The organism is Streptomyces alboflavus, assembly GCF_000716675.1.
Classification (GTDB): Bacteria; Actinomycetota; Actinomycetes; order Streptomycetales; family Streptomycetaceae; genus Streptomyces; species Streptomyces alboflavus.
Genome location: NZ_JNXT01000098.1, coordinates 1 through 20,171, shown reverse-complemented (window position 1 = coordinate 20,171; position 20,171 = coordinate 1). Strand labels below are relative to the sequence as shown.

At 70.8% G+C, this 20,171-nt stretch carries 16 protein-coding genes; 10 read left to right on the top strand and 6 right to left on the bottom strand.

Going from position 1 to position 20,171, the window contains the following annotated elements; translation table 11 throughout:
* Positions 1 to 761: 761 nt before the first annotated feature.
* On the top strand, positions 762 to 1,607 hold the full coding sequence (locus tag OO63_RS39330; RefSeq protein WP_030363092.1) for a protein phosphatase 2C domain-containing protein: 846 nt from the start codon (positions 762 to 764) through the stop codon (positions 1,605 to 1,607).
* Positions 1,608 to 1,825: 218 nt separating this feature from the next.
* Positions 1,826 to 3,181, top strand: coding sequence for a hypothetical protein (locus tag OO63_RS45775; RefSeq protein WP_030363091.1), 1,356 nt, complete (start codon positions 1,826 to 1,828; stop codon positions 3,179 to 3,181).
* A 135-nt stretch (positions 3,182 to 3,316) separates the two neighbouring features.
* On the opposite strand, the gene OO63_RS39320 is transcribed toward OO63_RS45775, so the two are convergent.
* Positions 3,317 to 3,811 carry a MarR family winged helix-turn-helix transcriptional regulator gene (locus OO63_RS39320; RefSeq protein ID WP_030363090.1) on the bottom strand — a complete coding sequence of 165 codons (495 nt, stop codon included), beginning with the start codon at positions 3,809 to 3,811 and terminating at the stop codon, positions 3,317 to 3,319.
* A 300-nt stretch (positions 3,812 to 4,111) separates the two neighbouring features.
* Here OO63_RS39320 and OO63_RS39315 point away from each other — a divergent pair, with 300 nt between their 5' ends.
* The gene (locus tag OO63_RS39315) at positions 4,112 to 4,951 is read left to right on the top strand and encodes a lysozyme (protein WP_030363089.1); all 840 of its coding nucleotides are present in this window, start codon (positions 4,112 to 4,114) and stop codon (positions 4,949 to 4,951) included.
* A 230-nt stretch (positions 4,952 to 5,181) separates the two neighbouring features.
* Here the strand turns inward: OO63_RS39315 and lon are convergent, their stop codons facing one another.
* A complete protein-coding gene (gene lon, locus OO63_RS39310; RefSeq protein ID WP_030363088.1) occupies positions 5,182 to 7,599 on the bottom strand; it encodes an endopeptidase La in 2,418 nt (805 codons plus the stop codon).
* A gap of 179 nt (positions 7,600 to 7,778) precedes the next feature.
* On the opposite strand from lon, the gene OO63_RS39305 reads away from it, so the two are divergent.
* Positions 7,779 to 8,477 (top strand): GNAT family N-acetyltransferase, encoded by a 699-nt coding sequence (locus OO63_RS39305; RefSeq protein ID WP_030363087.1) that lies wholly within the window; start codon positions 7,779 to 7,781, stop codon positions 8,475 to 8,477.
* A gap of 19 nt (positions 8,478 to 8,496) precedes the next feature.
* On the opposite strand, the gene OO63_RS42695 is transcribed toward OO63_RS39305, so the two are convergent.
* The 3 genes from OO63_RS42695 to OO63_RS39290 all read right to left on the bottom strand — a co-directional run bounded on the left by OO63_RS42695 (position 8,497) and on the right by OO63_RS39290 (position 10,604).
* Positions 8,497 to 9,108 (bottom strand): hypothetical protein, encoded by a 612-nt coding sequence (locus OO63_RS42695; protein ID WP_125261934.1) that lies wholly within the window; start codon positions 9,106 to 9,108, stop codon positions 8,497 to 8,499.
* Positions 9,086 to 9,502, bottom strand: a complete 417-nt coding sequence (locus OO63_RS39295; RefSeq protein ID WP_051811680.1) for a PadR family transcriptional regulator — start codon at positions 9,500 to 9,502, stop codon at positions 9,086 to 9,088. The genes OO63_RS42695 and OO63_RS39295 overlap by 23 nt, the downstream gene beginning before the upstream one ends.
* Before the next feature lie 109 nt (positions 9,503 to 9,611).
* Positions 9,612 to 10,604 carry a rhomboid-like protein gene (locus tag OO63_RS39290; RefSeq protein ID WP_234311437.1) on the bottom strand — a complete coding sequence of 331 codons (993 nt, stop codon included), beginning with the start codon at positions 10,602 to 10,604 and terminating at the stop codon, positions 9,612 to 9,614.
* Between the two features lie 196 nt (positions 10,605 to 10,800).
* Between OO63_RS39290 and OO63_RS39285 the strand changes: the two genes are divergently transcribed.
* From OO63_RS39285 to erm, 6 genes are all read left to right on the top strand, one after another.
* Positions 10,801 to 11,505 (top strand): spermidine synthase family protein, encoded by a 705-nt coding sequence (locus OO63_RS39285; RefSeq protein WP_030363083.1) that lies wholly within the window; start codon positions 10,801 to 10,803, stop codon positions 11,503 to 11,505.
* Between the two features lie 66 nt (positions 11,506 to 11,571).
* On the top strand, positions 11,572 to 12,312 hold the full coding sequence (locus OO63_RS39280) for a response regulator transcription factor (protein WP_016641312.1): 741 nt from the start codon (positions 11,572 to 11,574) through the stop codon (positions 12,310 to 12,312).
* A gap of 179 nt (positions 12,313 to 12,491) precedes the next feature.
* Positions 12,492 to 13,541, top strand: a complete 1,050-nt coding sequence (locus tag OO63_RS39275) for a HAMP domain-containing sensor histidine kinase (protein WP_234311439.1) — start codon at positions 12,492 to 12,494, stop codon at positions 13,539 to 13,541.
* A 298-nt stretch (positions 13,542 to 13,839) separates the two neighbouring features.
* Positions 13,840 to 17,652: a multifunctional oxoglutarate decarboxylase/oxoglutarate dehydrogenase thiamine pyrophosphate-binding subunit/dihydrolipoyllysine-residue succinyltransferase subunit gene (locus OO63_RS39270; protein WP_030363081.1), complete on the top strand. Its 3,813-nt coding sequence runs from the start codon at positions 13,840 to 13,842 to the stop codon at positions 17,650 to 17,652.
* A gap of 153 nt (positions 17,653 to 17,805) precedes the next feature.
* A complete protein-coding gene (locus OO63_RS39265) occupies positions 17,806 to 17,988 on the top strand; it encodes a DUF6104 family protein (protein WP_003961784.1) in 183 nt (60 codons plus the stop codon).
* 325 nt (positions 17,989 to 18,313) lie between these two features.
* Complete coding sequence (erm, locus tag OO63_RS39260) at positions 18,314 to 19,087, top strand: 23S ribosomal RNA methyltransferase Erm (RefSeq protein WP_030363080.1); 774 nt, start codon at positions 18,314 to 18,316, stop codon at positions 19,085 to 19,087.
* Positions 19,088 to 19,125: 38 nt separating this feature from the next.
* Here erm and OO63_RS39255 read toward each other — a convergent pair whose 3' ends face one another.
* Entirely contained in the window at positions 19,126 to 20,061 is a 936-nt protein-coding gene (locus OO63_RS39255; protein ID WP_030363079.1) for a TIGR03620 family F420-dependent LLM class oxidoreductase, read from the bottom strand.
* Between the last annotated feature and the right edge of the window lie 110 nt (positions 20,062 to 20,171).

Genomic DNA, 20,171 nt, shown 5'->3' with positions numbered 1-20,171 from the left:
GTCCACGACAGGCACAGCTTCGCTCACGACGCCCCCGGCCGTCGGGGAGGCCGGAGCGGCCGGGGGCGTCGTGAGCGAAGCTGTGCCTGTCGTGGACGAGGTCGCGGACGGGCCCGTACCTGTCATGGGCGAAGCCGTGGACGAAGGCGCATCCGTCGTGGACGGGGCCGTCCCCGTCGTGGAAGAAGCCGCGTACGAAGGCGCACCCGTCGTGGAAGAAGCCGCACCCGTCATGGGCGAACCCGCCGACGCAGCCGTGCCCGCGCCGGGCTCCGGCGTGCCCTCCGCGGCGTCGGGCCCGCGCTCCGCGGGAGGGGTCGCGCCCGGCGAGTCGTCTGCCGGGGCCTTCTGCCTGCCTTCGCGCCGAGGCCGCATCTCTTGCACCGGTGCTCGCATTCCTGTTTTCGTCTGCCCTAGGGCCCAGGTGACGATCCGTCAACGCGAGCGCTCCCGGCACGGTTCCCGACCTTCGCAGACGATTCCAGTGCCGGAGCGCGGCAGTCGAGCATCGTCTGCCTGGCCACCTGAAGGAGTGAACATCGGCAGGGAGTTGGTGAGCAAGTCACCCTGCGTGTCGTGCGGGCCGCGCGCGGTGTGCCAGTTGGACGTCTGTGGGCGGCTTTGGCAGGATGCGCCGCCACACCGACGTCGGAGTTGATCATTCCGGCCGAAATCCGGCGCCTGACCTGCCGACTCACCCTCTGTGGCCGCCCGCACCGTCCGCCCCGGGGGTACACACGCGCCTCGGGCAGACTGGCCGAATGCGCATCGAACTGACCACCGAACCCGGCGACCCGGACCGCCCCGACGAGGACTACGCGTCCGTGGCGCTCCCCGCGTCCGGACAGGGCGGATCACTGGTGCTCCTGGACGGGGTGACCCCTCCGTCCGGCGACGCCGGCTGTTCGCACACCGTCCCCTGGTTCACCGCACGGCTGGGCGGCGCCCTGGGTGAACTGTCCGTTTCACGGCGGGATCTGACGCTGTCTGAGATCCTCGCGACGGCCATCGCACGCACCGCGGACACCCACCGTGACACCTGTGACCTTTCTCACCCGCGCACCCCGCAGGCGACGGTGGTCCTCGCCCGGTGGGACGCGGAGCGCGTCGAGCACCTGGTCCTGTCGGACTCCGCGCTGCTCGTGGCGGACGCCGACGGCGAGGTGGAGGCGGTCCTCGACCCGCGGCTCGACCAGCTCCCGGACGCGGTCCGCAGGCAGCGCGACGCCGTACGGGCGCTGCCGCGCGGCTCGGCGGAGCGGCAGGCCGAGGGGCGCAGGTACGCGGCGGCGGTCGAGGCGCTGCGGAACGCCGAGGGCGGCTTCTTCACGGCGGCGGCGGATCCGGCGGTGGCGGCGCTCGCGGTCACCGGCGAACGGCCCCGCTCCGCCGTCACCGCGCTCGCGGCCCTGACGGACGGCGCCGGGCGCTGGGTCGAGACGTTCCGCGAGGGCGACTGGGCGGACTGCTTCGCGCTGCTGCGCAAGAGCGGGCCGCAGGCCCTGGTGGACCGGGTGCGGGAGCTGGAGCGGGCCGACCCGGAGGGCGCGCTGTTCCCGCGGGGGAAGCGGCACGACGACGCGGCGGTGGTGTACGCGGAGTTGTAGCCCTGCATGCGTTTCGGCACCCACCGGCCGGGACAAATAGAGAACAATTCAATTCATCCATTCCCGCAGTCGCGGCGAACTGATCTCGGGAACATTTCAACTGAAGCAGAGATCAGGAATTGCCTGTTGAAATTCGGTTCGGCAACAGGGAAGGATCAGCGGGCGAGGGGAACGCATGGCCACATCCGGTCATGTGCCCGCGCACGAAGGAGAATTGAATGTCCCGGCGCATGGCGGTCATCGCGGGTTCGGTACTCGCGGCCGCGCTGGTGCTCAGCGGCTGTGGTTCGGACGACGACGACGGCGACAGCAAGGAGGGCGGTTCGGGTTCGGCCGGGGCCGAGGCGAAGGTGCTCGCCGAGGTGGCGCAGCCGAAGGTCGGTGAGATGGCCGGTGCCATGGGCATGTGGGCGACGGACAAGAATTTCGTCAAGGCCGGGCTCAAGAAGATATCCGGCTATCCCCTGGCCGGCGGAAAGGCCGAGTGGGAGGTCCCGCTCACCGGCGAGGTCTGCTGGTCGTCCCAGACGCCCACCAAGGACGGAAAGGTCGCCGTCGTCTTCCAGAACGACAATAAGGACCCGTCCGTCTGCACGGAGATCGGCGTCGTCGACATCAACAAGGGAAAGCTGCTCTGGCACAAGCAGGCCGTGAATGAATACGGCAGTGCCGAGATGTTCGACGAGATCGCGGTCGGCGGCGGCACGGTCGCCGCGGCGGGCACCAGCGCGAGCGCGGGCTGGAAGCTCGACGGCACCCCCCTGTGGAAGCCGTCCGACGAAACCTGCGACACGGTAGGCCACGCGGGCGACGACACCAAGCTGGTCGTGGTCCGCGACTGCGGCGACACCGACGACCCCAAGCTCCAGGTGGAGACGGTCGACCCGGCGACGCGCGCGCCGAAGTCCACGTACAAGCTGCCGCAGGGCACGGAGTACGTCCATGTGGTCGCCGTCGACCCGCTGGTGCTCGCCGCCGACGACGGCAAGTCGCAGGGCGGCTCCGGAATCTCGCGGTTCGTCACCGTCGACGACAGCGCGGCGCGGGGCAAGGAGCTGAGCACGATCCCCGCGGGCGGCGGCAAGCACGGCAAGTACGAGGCCGACTGCCCGGCGACCGAGGTCACGGGCTGCGCCCAGCTGGCGGTCAGCAAGGAGAAGAACGCGCTGTACCTGGGCACTTCGGACCCCGCCAGCAGTTCGTCCGAGGCCAGGAACGACCTGGTGTCCTTCGACCTGAGGACCGGCAAGCAGCTGCACCGGACGCCCGGCTCGGACTCGGGCCGTCTGGTGCCGATCGGCCTCGACGACTCCGGCAAGGTCATCGCGTACCAGGAGGCGAACATCGCCCGCGAGGAGGGCGGCGGCGTCTGGCAGGCCGACCCCGGCACCCTCAAGGCGCGGCAGATCCTCCAGAACCCGTCGGACAGCTACGAGATGGAGTCCCGCTTCGAGTCCGACCGCCGCGCCCTCTACGCGGGCGGCCGCCTCTACCTGGGCGCGGACCACGTGACGGAACCGTCGACGGTGTACAAGACGCCGCAGCCGCTGGCGGTGGTGTTCGGGGAGAAGTAGTCCCCGAACGGACCCGCAGCGCACGCAGGACGTCCATGGGGACGCTCGGGGCGCAACGCCCACCATCCGGCGCGGGGTAAACGGGTGGAGCGGGTGGGACAAATCCGCCGCGAAGCGGGCGGCACACACCCCACCCTAGGCCTCCGCGCCAGAATTGAGCTTCCCCAGCAACCGGGCAAGCTCGGCCACCTCCCCCCGGTCCCACCCGGCGAGCTGCCGGACGTACCGCTCCCGCCGGGCCCCCCGAACCGTCCAGAACCGCTCACGCCCTTCCTCCGTGAGCCGCACGAGCCAGGCCCTGCCATCGGCGGGGTCTGGCTCACGCGCGACAAGCCCCAACTGCTCGAGCCCCCGCAGCTGCCTGCTCATCGTCGCCTTGCCGACCCCGATGAACGCGGCGAGATCGGTGGCCCGCCGCGGCCCCGACTCGTCCAGGAACGCCAGCAGCCCGTACGCGGCCGGCTCCAGGTCCGGATGCACCTGCCGGGCCATCTCCCCGGACGAGGCCCGCGCCCGGCGAAGCAGCAGCGTCAACTCCCGCTCCAGGGCCAGAAACTCGTGGTCCACACCACCGCCGGACCCGGCCCGGCCCACCCCGGCGCCCTCGCCGCGGCCCGCGCCCTCGCGCATGTCAGCACCCATGCCACACTTTTCCGATCCTGAAAGTTTCCGCCGACCACGGCCATCACCGCAGCTCGACCAGTATTTCGCAGGCGTAGACCAACGGCGGGCGCGAGTGCCTCTTCCCCTTCGGGGTCTACGTGCGTAGCGTCATTGATGACATGTTCACACCAGCGACATGTCGACAGGTCCCCCCACCGAGTCCCGTACCCACCGCACGCCCTCCGTACGACGTGGGAACCATGAACCCCGCGTACGGAAACGGCGCGCCTGCGCACGCGACTCCACGAGGCCATTCGGAGGCACGCCATGCCCGTGCACAGACCTGGTACCGCCCGCCGCGCCCACCCCGCGGCCGGCATTCTCCTCGCCGTCCTCTCCGCCCTCGCCCTCCTCATCACCCTGCCCGGCGCCGCGTCGGCCGCCGACGGTGACGACGTCCCGCCGCGCGGCTCCGCCCGCATGGGCATGGGCGTCCTGGAACACGACGGCCAGGGCGGTCGGCCCAGCGGCGGCGACGCCGTCCAGACCGAGGGCGTCGACGTCAGCAGCCACCAGGGCAACGTCAACTGGCAGGCCCTGTGGAACAGCGGCGTGCGGTGGGCCTACGTCAAGGCGACGGAGTCCACCTCCTACAAGAACCCGTACTTCACCCAGCAGTACAACGGCTCGTACAACATCGGCATGATCCGCGGCGCCTACCACTTCGCCACCCCCGACACCTCCAGCGGCGCCGCCCAGGCCAACTACTTCGCGAGCAACGGCGGCGGCTGGTCCCGCGACGGCAAGACCCTGCCGGGCGCCCTCGACATCGAGTGGAACCCCTACGGCGCGGCCTGCTTCGGCAAGTCCCCGTCCGCGATGGTCGCCTGGATCCGCGACTTCCTCAATACCTACAAGGCGCGCACCAGCCGTGACGCCGTCATCTACACCGCCACCAGCTGGTGGAAGCAGTGCACCGGCAACTACGGCGGCTTCGGCAGCACCAACCCCCTGTGGATCGCCCGCTACAACACCAGCCCCGGCGAACTCCCGGCCGGCTGGGGCTTCCACACCATGTGGCAGTACACCTCGACCGGTCCCATCGTCGGCGACCACAACAAGTTCAACGGCGCCTACGACAGGGTCCAGGCCCTGGCCAGCGGCTGACCGGGCCCCTCTCCCGCCCACGAGCACATCACCACTCACCGGGCACGCTTCCCGCGCGCCCACTCCCACCCACCGGGCACGCCTCCCGCGCGCCCACTCCCACCCGCCAGGCGCGCGCCGCCCACCAGGCAGCAGACGCCGTACGGGTGAGCGGCGGGGCCCGGACCCTCCTGGGGATCCGGGCCCCGCCCTTCCCCGCCGCGCCCGTCACGCCGCGACGGGAAGCCGTGTCACGCCGCCGCCGGCACCCTCACCTCCGCCGGCGCGAGCGCCAGCTCCAGGACCTGGCGGACGTCCGTCACCGCGTGCACGTCCAGCTTCTCCAGGACCTCGGCCGGGACGTCGTCCAGGTCCGGCTCGTTCCGCTTGGGGATCACGACGGTGGTGATCCCGGCCCGGTGCGCGGCGAGCAGCTTCTGCTTGACACCGCCGATGGGCAGCACCCGCCCGGTCAGCGACACCTCACCGGTCATCGCCACGTCCGTACGGACCAGGCGGCCGCTGAGCAGCGACGCCAGCGCCGTCGTCATCGTGACGCCCGCGCTCGGCCCGTCCTTCGGCACGGCGCCCGCCGGGAAGTGGATGTGCACGCCCCGCTCCTTCAGGTCACCCACGGGCAGCTCCAGCTCGGCGCCGCGCGAACGCAGGAAGGACAGCGCGATCTGCGCGGACTCCTTCATCACGTCACCGAGCTGTCCGGTGAGCGTCAGCCCCGCCGCGCCCGTCTCCGGGTCGGCCAGCGACGCCTCCACGAACAGCACGTCACCACCGGCTCCGGTGACCGCGAGCCCCGTGGCCACACCGGGCACCGCGGTCCGCCGCTCGGCCGGGTCCTGCGCGGACTCCGGCACGTGGTGCGGCCGCCCGATCAGCCCGCGCAGCTCGTCCGCGCCCACGGTGAACGGCAGCTCCCGCTCACCCAGTTCGTGCTGCGCCGCGACCTTGCGGAGCAGCCGGGCGACGGAACGCTCCAGATTGCGCACGCCCGCCTCGCGGGTGTACTCCCCCGCCAGCTTGCGCAGCGCGCCCTCGTCGATCGTCACCTCGCCGTCGCCGAGCCCGGCCCGCTCCAGCTGTCGCGGCAGCAGGTGGTCCCGGGCGATGACGACCTTCTCGTCCTCCGTGTACCCGTCGAGCCTGACCAGCTCCATGCGGTCGAGCAGCGCCTCCGGGATCGCTTCGAGCACATTGGCCGTCGCCAGGAACACCACGTCGCTCAGGTCGAGTTCGACCTCCAGGTAGTGGTCGCGGAAGGTGTGGTTCTGCGCCGGGTCGAGCACTTCGAGGAGCGCGGCCGCCGGGTCGCCCCGGAAGTCCGAGCCGACCTTGTCGATCTCGTCGAGCAGCACCACCGGGTTCATGGACCCGGCCTCCTTGATGGCCCGCACGATCCGCCCGGGCAGCGCACCCACGTACGTACGCCGGTGACCGCGGATCTCCGCCTCGTCGCGCACACCGCCGAGCGCGACCCGCACGAACTTGCGTCCCATGGCGTGCGCCACGGACTCCCCGAGCGAGGTCTTGCCGACTCCGGGCGGGCCGACCAGGGCCAGGACCGCGCCACCGCGCCGTCCGCCCACGACGCCCATGCCCCGGTCCGAGCGCCGCTTGCGCACCGCCAGGTACTCGGTGATGCGCTCCTTCACGTCCTGCAGTCCCGCGTGCTCCGCGTCGAGGATCTCCTGGGCGCCCTTGATGTCGTACTCGTCCTCGGTGCGCTCGTTCCACGGCAGTTCCAGGACCGTGTCGAGCCACGTGCGGATCCAGGAGCCCTCGGGCGACTGGTCGCTCGCGCGCTCCAGCTTCTCGACTTCCTTCAGCGCCGCTTCCCGTACGTTCTCCGGCAGGTCGGCGGCCTCGACCCGGGCGCGGTAGTCGTCGGACTCCTCCTCGCCCTCCTTGCCGTCCAGTTCGCGCAGCTCCTTGCGCACCGCCTCCAGCTGGCGCCGCAGCAGGAACTCGCGCTGCTGCTTGTCCACACCCTCCTGGACGTCCTTGGCGATGGACTCGGCCACGTCCTGCTCGGCCAGGTGCTCCCGCAGCTGCTCGGTGGCCAGCTTCAGGCGCGCCGTCGGGTCCTCGGTCTCCAGGAGCTGGATCTTCTGCTCGGTGGTGAGGAACGGGGAGTAACCGGAGTTGTCCGCGAGCGCCGACACGTCGTCGATCTGCTGCACACGGTCGACCACCTGCCAGGCCCCGCGCTTCTTCAGCCAGCTCGTCGCCAGCGCCTTGTACTCCTTGACCAGCTCGGCGGTGGCACCGGGCAGCGGGTCGGGCACGGTCTCGTCGACCCGCGTGCCCTCCACCCACAGCGCCGCGCCGGGACCGGTCGTGCCCGCACCGATGCGCACCCGCCCACGAGCGCGGATCAGCGCCCCCGGATCCCCGTCCGCGAGCCGTCCGACCTGCTCGACCGTGCCGAGCACGCCCATGCCCGCGTATGTCCCGTCGATCCGCGGAACAAGCAGCACCTTCGGCTTGCTGCTGCTTCCACTGGACCGCGCGGCGGCCTGCGCGGCCTCCACCGCGGCTCGTACTTCGGCATCGGACAGGTCGAACGGCACCACCATGCCGGGCAGCACGATCTCGTCATCGAGCGGCAGCACGGGCAGAGCGAGCGATGTGTACGACGTGGACTCAGCAGCCATGATCTCCCCTTCGGCATTCAAGTTGAGCTATACCGACTCAATGCTTGTGAGCCTCTGAATGTTCCCCCGGACTTGTTCGCTGTCAGCGATCACCTCTGTCGCCGCCGAAACCCCTCTACGTAAGGTTCTCTAAGCATTAGCAGCCATTACACGTCGATCGTCAGCTGAAGGGGTACCCCATGCGCGGGACACAGGGAGCAGAGGGAACCCCCCTCACGGGCCGCGACGCCGTCCGGGCCTGGATCGACGGCTGGGGCGTCTCGCGCGGTGCCGCCCCGCCCGCCGTGGAGCCCTGGGGTTTCACGATCGACGTCGGCCAGATCAAGCATCCGTACCGGTACGTCCTCGGCGCCACCGGCGCGGACGTCCAGGAGGCGGACGTACGCAAGGTGGCCTCGTCGGTGACCGGCGCCGACGTCTGGTTGAAGGTCTTCGACTTCCCGGACCGCGTCGCGCCCTGGCTCGGCCCCGAGTGGTGGGTCGACCCCGAGGACGGCTTCCTGATGACCGTGCCGCTCGCCCCGGTCCCCCCGAACCACCTGGTCGTCCCGGACGGCTACCGGCTCCGCACCTGGTCGCGGGGCGGCGTCTTCCGCGCGATGGTCACCACCGCCGACGGGCACTGGGCGGCACGCGGCCAGATCGCCCCGACCGGCCGCACAGCCGTCGCCGACCAGATCGAGACATCCCCGCAGCACCGCCGCAAGGGCCTGGGCAGCCTGGTCATGCGCACCCTCGCGGTCGCCGCCGTGGACGAAGGCGCGGAGATCGGCGTACTGGCCGGGACTCCGGAAGGGCGCGCCCTCTACGAGTCGTTGGGGTGGCGGGTGGTCGCCGGCCTGACGAGCGCACGCCGGAAGGGGCCGGAGGAGGCCTGAGCCCCCGATCGCTCGGCCGCTACTCGGCCGCCGCAGCCACGGCCTTCCTCGCTCGTATGTCCCCGTAGGCGTAAGGAAGCCCGGGCAGCATCAGGAGCAGCGTCGCCCACAGGGGCAGCCGGAAGAGCGTGCCGTCGCCCACGAGCCAGGTGGTGAGCTGCGCGATTCCGATGCCTATCAGTCCGACCAGCAGCCACCTCAGGAAACCGAGGCTTCCCCGCCGCAGCTCCAGCGCGACACCGACGGCGATTATCACGGCGTAGAACGCTATGCGCGGGGCCTCGACGGGCAGCGCGAGGGTCCGGTCGATCAGGTGCGTGAGGAGCAGCAGCACAGCGAGGGCGAACGGGATCAGTGCGGCCATCCGCAGCACCCGCAGGCGCAGGGGTGTGCGCGCCCGGGCCCAGGAGGCGGCGAAGCCCGGCACGTCCGCGCCCACCACGTCCTTCGGGGAGCGGCCCGCCGACGCGGCCTCCTCCAGGTGCTCGGAGAGCTCGGCCAGCATCTCGCGCACGGAGGCGTCGTCGATGCCTCGGTACTCCCAGTTGCTCCGGCAGACCGCCAGCACGCGGGCGCGCTCCGCCTCACCGGGCATGCTCTCGGTCGCCTCATTGGTCGCCTGCTGTGTCATGCCGTGCCCCCGCGTCCCCCGTGTCGCTGTTCTGTGCGCCGCCCTGGCCTTCCAAGGTCCTGGAGACGGCCACCGTGAAGGTGCCCCAGGTGGCGCGGCCCGCGGCCAGCTCGGCCGTGCCCGCGTCCGTGAGGCGGTAGTACTTGCGCGGCGCCCCGCCCGCTGCGGACGGGGCGCGGTAGGAGTCGACCAGCCCTGCTCTCTCCATCCGGGCGAGCAAGGGATAGATGCTGCCTTCGCTCACCAGGTCGAGGCCGCTCTCGGTGAGGGCCTCCACGAACTCGTACCCGTACCGGGGGCGTTCGCCGATGAGCGCGAGCAAGCACAGGTCGAGCACCCCGCGCAGCAACTGACTGCGACGCTGGTCGTGCATCGCGGACAGTTCCTTTGTCATGCGGTACAAGATAGTCGCGAAGTACCTTGCACCGCAAGACATTTATCCGGAGACCGTCACTCCGCGTATATGACGGCAGAGAACCCGGCCGAGCGGCTGCGCGGACGACCTAAGCGGAAGCGCCCCGCCCGTGCCCCCGCAGCAGCGGCCACGTCGCGACCCCCACGACCAGCGCGAGCAGGTGGCCCCAGTTGGTCATCGGGTCCGTGAAGGCGATGAGGTCCTGGACCAGCATCCAGCCGAACCCGGCGAGGACGGCCCAGCGCAGCCATGGCGCGAGGAGCCCGGCGAGCGCGCCGACACTGGCGGCGACGCCGAAGCTGATGCCGTAGTCGAGGCGGTAGACGGAGCTGCTGGGCAGGTGGCCGGCCAGGACCGAGAGCCCGACGGGGACCTCGGTGGCCAGCGTGGCGACGGCGTGCCCGAGCAGGAAGACGCCGGCAGTGCGGAGCCCGCCCACGCGGCGCTCCAGCGCGGTGAGGACCAGCAGGAACACGATGGCGTACGGCGACGTGATCCCGCCCGCGATCCACAGCGCGCTGGCGACGAGGACGAACATCGGCCGGTCCGCGAGGTGCGCCACGTCCGTGCTCGAACCCTGATGCAGGGAGGAGATGAGGGAGGGGTCGCCGTACTCGGCGAAGAGCGAGGTCAGGAGGAGGACGACGGCGTAACCGAAGGTGAAGGGCGTACCGGTCGGCGTCGGCAGCAACCGCCAGGGCCGCAGCCCGCGCAGCCCCCGAAGCCCCGCCCGCACGGCGCAGGCCCCGGCACTCGCCCCGGCACCCGCACCCTGGGCCGCCTCGTCGGGCACCCCCGGCACCGGCCCGGCGGCAAGACCCACCCCGCTCGCCCGGTCCGCGACGCCCGCCCGGCCCGACCCACCGGCCTGGCCCGACCCACCGGCCTGGCTCGGCACCGCGTCCAGCGTCACGAGCCCCGCGGTCCCGAGCAGCGCCTCCGCGCCCACGGCCACCGGCAGACCCACGACACCTCCGGCGTCCGCAGCACCCGCGGCACCCCCAGCGCCCTCAGTCGCCGCCCCGCCGCCGTCCTCACCCACGGCGGCGCCCCCGCCCGAAACCCGCACAGACCGGTCCACGCTGAGGCGCTCCTTCCATCACGGCTTCACTGATCTTCCATCACAGAAAGATCACGGGATCACGCTTCACCGATCTTTCCCCTGCTGTCTATGACCGACGCCACGTGAGACGCGACTCACAGGAACTCACAGCAACCCCACACCATTCCCCGGCGTCCCGCAGCACACGCCCGCGAGGCGGCAGCAAAATGGGCCGATGCACACCCCGTACCGACCCGATCCCCCCGTGGTTCTCGACCGGCACGAAGGCCCCTACGGCGAAGTCGTGCTGCGCCGCCACGGAGACCTGTTGCAGATCATTGCCAACGGCATGTTCCTGATGGACACCTCGGACGGCCGCTCCGAGCGACTCCTCGTCGACGCGGCGTACGACGCCCTGGACGGAAGGCCGCGGCCGAGCGTCCTCATCGGTGGTCTGGGCGTCGGCTTCTCGCTCGCCCACGCCGCCAAGGACCCGCGCTGGGGCCGTATTTCCGTGGTCGAGCGCGAGCGGGCCATCATCGACTGGCATCTCGAAGGACCGCTGTCGGAGCTGTCGCAGGAGGCGCTCGCGGACCCGCGCACGGAGATCCTGCACACCGACCTGCTCGCATATGTCAATGGCTCATTCGCAGGCGCCAACACCCCCTCCGGCACCTACGACGCCCTGTGCCTCGACATCGACAACGGTCCCGACTGGACCGTCACCGAGGACAACGAGAGCCTCTACTCCCCCGCCGGTCTCGCCGCCTGCCAGGCACGTCTCAACCCCGGCGGAGTCCTCGCCGTGTGGTCCGCGCAGCCCTCACCCGCTTTCGACTCCGCTCTACGGAATGCCGGGTTCCAACAGGTACGTACGGAAGAGATCCCCGTTGCCCGGGGCGTACCGGACGTGGTTCATCTCGCGACAAGGGCTGCGTAGCCGAGGTGCCGTCACGCCCCGTACTCTGCTGACCGGACACCAAGCGATCACGTCAGGGGCGGGGCGATGGAGCAGACACACACCTCCCACAACAGCGCCACGGCAGCGATGCCGGGCGCCCAGCGCCGGGTTCTGGTGGTCGAGGACGACCCGACGATCGTCGACGCCATCGCCGCCCGGCTGCGCGCCGAGGGTTTCGTCGTGCAAACGGCGGCGGACGGCCCGGCGGCGGTGGACACGGCACAGGCATGGCAGCCGGATCTGCTGATCCTCGACATCATGCTGCCGGGATTCGACGGTCTGGAGGTCTGCCGACGCGTGCAGGCCCAGCGGCCGGTACCGGTACTGATGCTCACCGCGCGGGACGACGAGACGGACATGCTGGTCGGGCTCGGCGTCGGCGCCGACGACTACATGACCAAGCCGTTCTCGATGCGCGAGCTCGCCGCGCGCGTGCACGTCCTGCTGCGCCGGGTCGAGCGGGCCGCGCTGGCCGCCACGACGCCGCGCAGCGGCATCCTGCGCCTGGGCGAGCTGGAGATCGACCACGCGCAGCGGCGTGTGCGAGTGCGCAGCGAGGACGTCCATCTGACGCCCACGGAGTTCGACCTCCTGGTGTGCCTCGCCAACACCCCGCGCGCGGTGCTCTCGCGCGAGCAGCTGCTCGCCGAGGTGTGGGACTGGGCCGACGCGTCCGGCACCCGCACCGTCGACAGCCACATCAAGGCGCTGCGCCGCAAGATCGGTGCGGAACGCATCCGTACGGTCCACGGGGTCGGGTACGCCCTGGAGACCCCGACGCCATGACGGCGGACCCGGGCGCCGCCGGCGGGACGGCTCGCGGCGCCCTGAGCGGTACCCCGGGCAGTGCGCACGGCACCCCGGGCGGCACCCCCGGCGGCGCTGCGGACGCCGAGCGGGGCACGGTCCGGAAGTGGCGCTGCGACCGGGGCGGGAGCATCGGCCTGAACGGCCCGTTCGCGGGTGTGCGGCCGTTCTCCATCAAGACGAAGCTCGGCACCCTGGTGGTCGTCTCGGTCTTCATCACCACCGGGCTGCTGATGGTGGCCATGGAGACGGAGACCGAGCTCCGCTTCATCACGGTCTTCTCCGTGATCGCGACGCTGCTGATCACGCAGTTCGTCGCCCACAGCCTCACCGCGCCCCTCGACGAGATGAACTCGGTGGCCCGCGCGGTCTCGCACGGCGACTACACGCGGCGCGTGCAGGGAGCCGACCGCCGCGACGAGCTGGGCGACGTGGCGATGACGATCAACCGCATGGCGGACGATCTGGAGGCGCAGGACCAGCAGCGCAAGGAGCTCGTCGCCAACGTCTCGCACGAGCTGCGCACGCCCATCGCCGCGTTGCGCGCCGTCCTGGAGAACGTCGTCGACGGCGTCTCGGCGGCCGACCCGGAGACCATGCGCACCGCCCTGAAGCAGACCGAGCGCCTCGGCCGCCTGGTGGAGACCCTGCTCGATCTGTCGCGCCTGGACAACGGCGTCGTTCCGCTCAAGGCGCGGCGCTTCGAAGTGTGGCCCTATCTGTCGGGTGTCCTGAAGGAGGCCAACATGGTGGCCTCCGCGCGCAAAGGGATGACGTCGGGCTCCGGCAGTCACACCCGTACGGACGTGCATCTGCACCTGGACGTGTCGCCTCCGGAGCTGACCGCCCACGCGGACGCCGAGCGGCTGCACCAGGTCGTCGCCAACCTCATCGACAACGCGGTCAAGCACAGCCCGCCGCACGGCCGGGTGACGGTGCTCGCCCGGCGCGGCCCGCACCCGGAGTCCCTGGACCTGGAGGTCCTCGACGAGGGTCCCGGCATCCCGGAGTCGGAGTGGCACCGCGTCTTCGAGCGCTTCAACCGGGGCGCGCACGTCGGCGTCCCGCCGGGCAGCGACGGCGGCACCGGCCTCGGGCTCGCGATCGCGCGCTGGGCGGTCGATCTGCACGGCGGGCACATCGGCGTGGCCGAATCGACTCGGGGCTGCCGAATTCAGGTCACTCTTCCGGGTCTGCCCGAACACTGAAGTTGACGTAAGGTTCGAAGCGGAAGCGACCTCTGGGCGCGCGCACGGTGCGCCGGACGGGTCGCAGCCGCGTGTCGACGTACCCAGGACGTGCACAGACGTCCCCACCAGGGCTCCACGCGGCGCCTCGCCGTAGGCGAACTTCGCTTGTTTCCCGCCATTTACAGCCCCGAAACCAGCTTCCCGGTGTGACTTACGCGACGGATGACCGGCCCGGTCTGCACTGCGCGTCCTTGGAGGCGTAGCCTTTATTTCCGCTGTCCATCACCTTGTGAAGCGGAAGAGGGCGGTTGCCGCCGTGTCGCCACAGTCCCCCAGTAACTCGAGCACTTCGACCGACCAAGAAGCGCAGGGCAAGAACCCTGCTGCCGCGTTCGGTCCCAATGAGTGGCTCGTCGACGAGATCTATCAGCAGTACCTCCAGGACCCGAATTCGGTCGACCGTGCCTGGTGGGACTTCTTCGCCGACTACAAGCCGGGCGTGGGCGCCTCTGTCGCCGCCACACCGGCCAAGCCGGCGGGTGACGCGGCCGCGGGGGTCGCGTCCACCACGTCCCCCGCCCCGGCCGCCGCGAAGCCCGCAGCCCCGGCCGCTCCCGCAGCGAAGCCCGCGGCCGCTCCGGCGACGCAGGCCCCGGCTCCCGCCCCCGCGAAGCCCGCAGCCGCGAAGCCCGCGGCCGCCAAGGCCGCGCCCGCGAAGGCGGAGCCCGCCAAGGCCGCGGCGGACGCCGACGAGAAGGCGGGTCCCGAGTACGTCCCGCTGCGCGGCCCGTCCGCAGCCGTGGCGAAGAACATGAACGCCTCCCTGGAGGTGCCCACGGCCACGTCCGTGCGCGCGGTCCCGGTGAAGCTGCTGTTCGACAACCGCATCGTCATCAACAACCACCTGAAGCGTGCCCGCGGCGGGAAGATCTCCTTCACGCACCTCATCGGGTACGCGATGGTGCAGGCCATCAAGGCCATGCCGTCGATGAACTACTCCTTCGTGGAGAAGGACGGCAAGCCGACGCTGGTCAAGCCGGAGCACATCAACTTCGGCCTCGCCATCGACCTGGTGAAGCCCAACGGCGACCGCCAACTGGTTGTAGCGGGCATCAAGAAGGCCGAGACCCTGAACTTCTTCGAGTTCTGGCAGGCCTACGAGGACATCGTCCGGCGCGCCCGCGACGGCAAGCTCGGCATGGACGACTTCACCGGCGTCACGGTCTCCCTGACCAACCCCGGTGGCCTCGGCACCGTCCACTCCGTGCCGCGTCTGATGCCCGGCCAGTCGGTCATCATGGGCGTCGGCTCGATGGACTACCCGGCGGAGTTCCAGGGCACGTCCCAGGACACCCTGAACAAGCTGGGCATCTCCAAGGTCATGACGCTGACCTCGACGTACGACCACCGCGTGATCCAGGGTGCGGCGTCCGGCGAGTTCCTGCGCATCGTCGCGAACCTCCTCCTCGGCGAGAACGGCTTCTTCGACGAGATCTTCGAGGCCCTGCGCATCCCCTACGAGCCGGTCCGCTGGCTCAAGGACATCGACGCCAGCCACGACGACGACGTCACCAAGGCCGCCCGGGTCTTCGAGCTGATCCACTCCTACCGCGTCCGCGGCCACGTCATGGCCGACACGGACCCGCTGGAGTACAAGCAGCGCAAGCACCCCGACCTGGACATCACCGAGCACGGCCTGACGCTCTGGGACCTGGAGCGCGAGTTCGCCGTCGGCGGCTTCGCCGGCAAGTCGATGATGAAGCTGCGCGACGTCCTCGGCGTCCTGCGCGACTCGTACTGCCGCACCACCGGCGTCGAGTTCATGCACATCCAGGACCCCAAGCAGCGCAAGTGGCTGCAGGACCGCATCGAGCGCCAGCACGCCTCCAAGCCGGAGCGCGAGGAGCAGCTGCGCATCCTGCGCCGGCTGAACGCCGCCGAGGCCTTCGAGACCTTCCTGCAGACGAAGTACGTCGGCCAGAAGCGCTTCTCCCTGGAGGGCGGCGAGTCCGTCATCCCGCTCCTGGACGCGGTCATCGACAGTGCGGCCGAGTCCCGCCTGGACGAGGTCGTCATCGGCATGGCCCACCGCGGCCGCCTGAACGTCCTCGCCAACATCGTGGGCAAGTCGTACGCCCAGATCTTCCGCGAGTTCGAGGGCAACCTCGACCCGAAGTCGATGCACGGCTCCGGAGACGTCAAGTACCACCTGGGCGCCGAGGGCACCTTCACGGGCCTGGACGGCGAGCAGATCAAGGTCTCCCTGGCCGCGAACCCCTCCCACCTGGAGGCGGTCGACCCGGTCCTGGAGGGCATCGCCCGCGCCAAGCAGGACATCATCAACAAGGGCGGCACGGACTTCACGGTCCTGCCGGTGGCCCTCCACGGAGACGCGGCCTTCGCGGGCCAGGGTGTCGTCGCGGAGACCCTGAACATGTCGCAGCTGCGGGGCTACCGCACCGGCGGCACGGTCCACGTCGTCATCAACAACCAGGTCGGCTTCACGGCCGCTCCGGAGTCGTCGCGTTCGTCGATGTACTCCACGGACGTGGCCCGGATGATCGAAGCGCCGATCTTCCACGTGAACGGCGACGACCCGGAGGCCGTCGTCCGCGTCGCGCGGCTCGCCTTCGAGTTCCGCCAGGCGTTCAACAAGGACGTCGTCATCGACCTGATCTGCTACCGCCGCCGCGGACACAACGAGTCCGACAACCCGGCGTTCACGCAGCCGCTGATGTACGACCTGATCGACAAGAAGCGCTCGGTCCGCAAGCTGTACACCGAGTCCCTGATCGGCCGCGGCGACATCACCCTGGAAGAGGCCGAGCAGGCCCTCCAGGACTACCAGGGCCAGCTGGAGAAGGTCTTCACGGAGGTCCGTGAAGCCACCTCGCAGCCCGCCCCGGCGGAGGTCCCCGAGCCGCAGGCCGAGTTCCCGGTGGCGGTCAGCACGGCGATCTCCCAGGAGGTCGTCAAGCGCATCGCCGAGTCCCAGGTCAACATCCCCGACCACGTCACCGTCCACCCGCGTCTGCTGCCCCAGCTGCAGCGCCGCGCGGCCATGGTCGAGGACGGCACGATCGACTGGGGCATGGGCGAGACCCTGGCCATCGGCTCCCTCCTCCTGGAGGGCACCCCGGTGCGCCTGGCGGGCCAGGACTCCCGCCGCGGCACGTTCGGCCAGCGCCACGCGGTCCTGATCGACCGCAACACGGGCGACGACTACACGCCGCTGCTGTACCTCTCCGAGGACCAGGCCCGCTTCAACGCCTACGACTCGCTGCTCTCCGAGTACGCGGCCATGGGCTTCGAGTACGGCTACTCCCTCGCGCGTCCCGAGTCCCTCGTGATGTGGGAGGCGCAGTTCGGCGACTTCGTCAACGGCGCGCAGACGGTCGTGGACGAGTTCATCTCGTCGGCCGAGCAGAAGTGGGGCCAGACGTCCGGCGTCACCCTGCTGCTTCCGCACGGCTACGAGGGCCAGGGCCCCGACCACTCGTCGGCCCGCCCGGAGCGCTTCCTGCAGCTCTGCGCCCAGAACAACATGACGGTCGCGATGCCGACCCTCCCGTCGAACTACTTCCACCTCCTGCGGTGGCAGGTGCACAACCCGCACCACAAGCCGCTGGTGGTCTTCACCCCGAAGTGGATGCTGCGCCTCAAGGCCGCGGCCTCCAAGACGGAGGAGTTCACGACGGGCGGCTTCCGCCCGGTCATCGGCGACGACTCGGTGGACGTCAACGCGGTCCGCAAGGTCGTCTTCTGCGCCGGCAAGCTCTACTACGAGCTGGAGGCCGAGCGGAAGAAGCGCGGCGTCACGGACACGGCGATCATCCGCATCGAGCGCCTGTACCCGCTGCCGGGTGCCGAGCTCCAGGCGGAGATCGCCAAGTTCCCGAACGCCGAGAAGTACCTGTGGGCCCAGGAGGAGCCGGCGAACCAGGGTGCGTGGCCCTTCATCGCCCTCAACCTGATCGACCACCTGGACCTGGCGGTCGGCGCCGACATCCCGCACGACGAGCGTCTGCGCCGCATCTCGCGGCCGCACGGCTCGTCCCCGGCGGTCGGCTCCAAGAAGCGCCACGAGCAGGAGCAGGAGCAGCTCCTGAACGAGGTCTTCGAGGCCTAGTCCGCGGCGGTCACCGCCGTTCGGCACGTCGGGTGGGCCCGGCTCCGCGTCCTGTACGGGACTTGGGACCGGGCCCACCGGCGTACGGCCGTACGATGAAACGGAACGCAGCCCGGCCACCGGCCCGGGTCCGGCCCGCACCAGGAGCAAGAGTTGTACTTCACCGACCGTGGCATCGAGGAGCTGGAGAAGCGGCGCGGCGAGGAGGAGGTCACCTTCGAGTGGCTCGCCGAGCAGCTCCGCACCTTCGTGGACCTCAACCCGGACTTCGAGGTCCCGGTGGAGCGGCTCGCCACGTGGCTCGCGCGCCTGGACGACGAGGACGAGGACGAGTAATCGTCATCTCCAGGGGTGCCGGTACGCCTCCGGGGCTGCCGGTACATCTCCAGGGCTGCTGATACGTCTCCAGAGCTGCCGATACGGCTCCGGGTTGCAGGTACGGCCTGCTCCGGTCCCGGCGAAAAATCACTTGCCTATAGGCCCCGGCCGCCCCGTACGCTGCCTCCCATGTGCGCATTCGCAGCTGCCGCAATCACGAGGATCCGCCGCGCCTAGCGGCGGGCCGACCTCATCCCACTCTGGAACGCCCCGCCGCTTCCACGCGTAAGCGCCGAGCGGCACTTCGTGCTGCCCGGCTTACCTCGAAGCCGCGGAGACACCTGTGCGTACGCACCACCATGGCCGCCATGAGTTCGGCCAGAACTTCCTCACCGACCGCTCCACCATCGGCACGTTCGTCGACCTCGTGGGCCGCACCCACGGCCCGATCGTCGAGATCGGCACCGGGGACGGGGCTCTGACGCTCCCCCTGCAACGCCTGGGCCGACGCCTCACGGGCATCGAGATCGACCACCGCCGGGCCGAACGCCTGCGGCGGCGCACCGCCCCCTCGACGACGATCGTCACCGCCGACTTCCTGCGCTATCGCACCCCGCCGGAGCCACACGTCCTGGTCGGCAACCTCCCCTTCCACGAGACGACCCCCATGCTGCGCCGCATCCTGCGCTCGACGGGCTGGACCGACGCCGTCCTGCTCGTCCAGTGGGAGGTCGCCCGCCGTCGCGCCGGAGTCGGCGGGGCGACGCTGATGACGGCCCAGTGGTGGCCCTGGTACGCGTTCGGCCTCGAAGGCCGCGTCCCAGCGGCGGCGTTCCGGCCGCGCCCCAACGTCGACGGCGGCCTGATGACGATCGCCCGTCGGGAGCGGCCCCTGGTCGCGTCCGCGCGGCGGCAGGAGTACCAGGACTTCGTACGCCGGGTGTTCACCGGACGGGGCCGAGGACTGCCCCAGATCCTTGCCTCAGCGGCTCCCGACCTGCCCCGGCACAGGATCCAGGAGTGGGCGCGGCGAGGCGGCCACAGCGCCGCACTCCTGCCCAGGGACCTCGGCGTGGAGGAGTGGGCGGAGCTGTTCGGGATGCGGGGGCGGGGATAGGCGGTTGAGAGCCTGGCGGCAGGAGGGCTCGGCGGCGGTCAGCGGGTGAGCACCGGCGCCAGCTCCCGCCACTGCCGCAGGGGCAGCTCGCCGGGGTCGGCCGTCAGGACCTGTACGCAGACGTGGTCCGCTCCGGCCGCGAAATGCTCCGCCACGCGCGCGTGGATGTCGTCGACGTCTCCGTAGGCGACGATCGCGTCCACCAGACGTCGGCTCGGCTCACCGCTGTCGGCCTCCTCCTGGAAGCCGAGCCGCCGCAGATTCGCGAGCTGGTGGGGCGCCCGCAGGTACCCGACGACGTGCTCCGTGGCCACCTCGCGGGCCCGGGCTCGGTCCGTGTCGAGGACGACGGCCTGCTCGACCCCGAGGAACGAATCGGGCCCCAGGATGTCCCGCGCCCGCGCGGTGTGCTCCACCGGCACGAAGTACGGATGCGCGCCCCAGGTGCGCTCGCCCGCGAGACCCAGCATCTTCGGCCCGAGCGCGGCCAGGAGGCGACGCGGGGCGCGGTCCGGCACCGGGCCGTACGCGGGCGCCGCGTCCATGGCGTCCAGGTAGCCCCGCATGGTCGCGACCGCCCGCCCGCGCGCGGGCAGCTCGTAGCCGTCCACCTCCGTGGCGGTGTCGCCGACCCGGTGCCCGCCCAGGCCCAGGACGTAGCGGCCGGGGAAGGCCTCGCCGAGCGTCCGCTCGGCGTTGGCCATGGCGAGGGGTTCCCGGTACGCGATGTTGGCGATGCCGGACGCGACGACGATCCGCCGGGTGGCGGACAGCAGCAGCCACGCCTGCCCGTGCGTGTCACGCCCGAACGCCTCCCCGTACCAGATCGCCCCGTACCCCAACTCCTCGATCTCCACGGCCGCTTCGCGCACCCGCCCCGCGGGCTGTCCCTCGAAGGCGAAAGTCCAGATCCCCGCCCGCCCGGGCCCGTCGGCTCCCTGACCGAGCCCGACGTCTCCTTGGAGGTCACTCATCCCGCACCCCTCATCCCTTAACGGAGAACTTCTCCGGTTACTTGCGGAGTACGATACGGAGAACCTCTCCGCAAGGCCAGCCCTCCCCCAGCCCTCCCCCAGCCCTCCCC

Coding starts and splice junctions, on each gene's coding strand:
- OO63_RS39280 (WP_016641312.1), top strand. CDS start 11,572: ATGGAGCAGACACACACCTCCCACAACAGCGCCACGGCAGCGATGCCG.
- OO63_RS39255 (WP_030363079.1), bottom strand. CDS start 20,061: ATGAGTGACCTCCAAGGAGACGTCGGGCTCGGTCAGGGAGCCGACGGG.
- OO63_RS45775 (WP_030363091.1), top strand. CDS start 1,826: ATGTCCCGGCGCATGGCGGTCATCGCGGGTTCGGTACTCGCGGCCGCG.
- lon (WP_030363088.1), bottom strand. CDS start 7,599: ATGGCTGCTGAGTCCACGTCGTACACATCGCTCGCTCTGCCCGTGCTG.
- OO63_RS39285 (WP_030363083.1), top strand. CDS start 10,801: ATGCACACCCCGTACCGACCCGATCCCCCCGTGGTTCTCGACCGGCAC.
- OO63_RS39295 (WP_051811680.1), bottom strand. CDS start 9,502: ATGACAAAGGAACTGTCCGCGATGCACGACCAGCGTCGCAGTCAGTTG.
- OO63_RS39320 (WP_030363090.1), bottom strand. CDS start 3,811: ATGCGCGAGGGCGCGGGCCGCGGCGAGGGCGCCGGGGTGGGCCGGGCC.
- OO63_RS42695 (WP_125261934.1), bottom strand. CDS start 9,108: ATGACACAGCAGGCGACCAATGAGGCGACCGAGAGCATGCCCGGTGAG.
- OO63_RS39330 (WP_030363092.1), top strand. CDS start 762: ATGCGCATCGAACTGACCACCGAACCCGGCGACCCGGACCGCCCCGAC.
- OO63_RS39315 (WP_030363089.1), top strand. CDS start 4,112: ATGCCCGTGCACAGACCTGGTACCGCCCGCCGCGCCCACCCCGCGGCC.
- OO63_RS39305 (WP_030363087.1), top strand. CDS start 7,779: ATGCGCGGGACACAGGGAGCAGAGGGAACCCCCCTCACGGGCCGCGAC.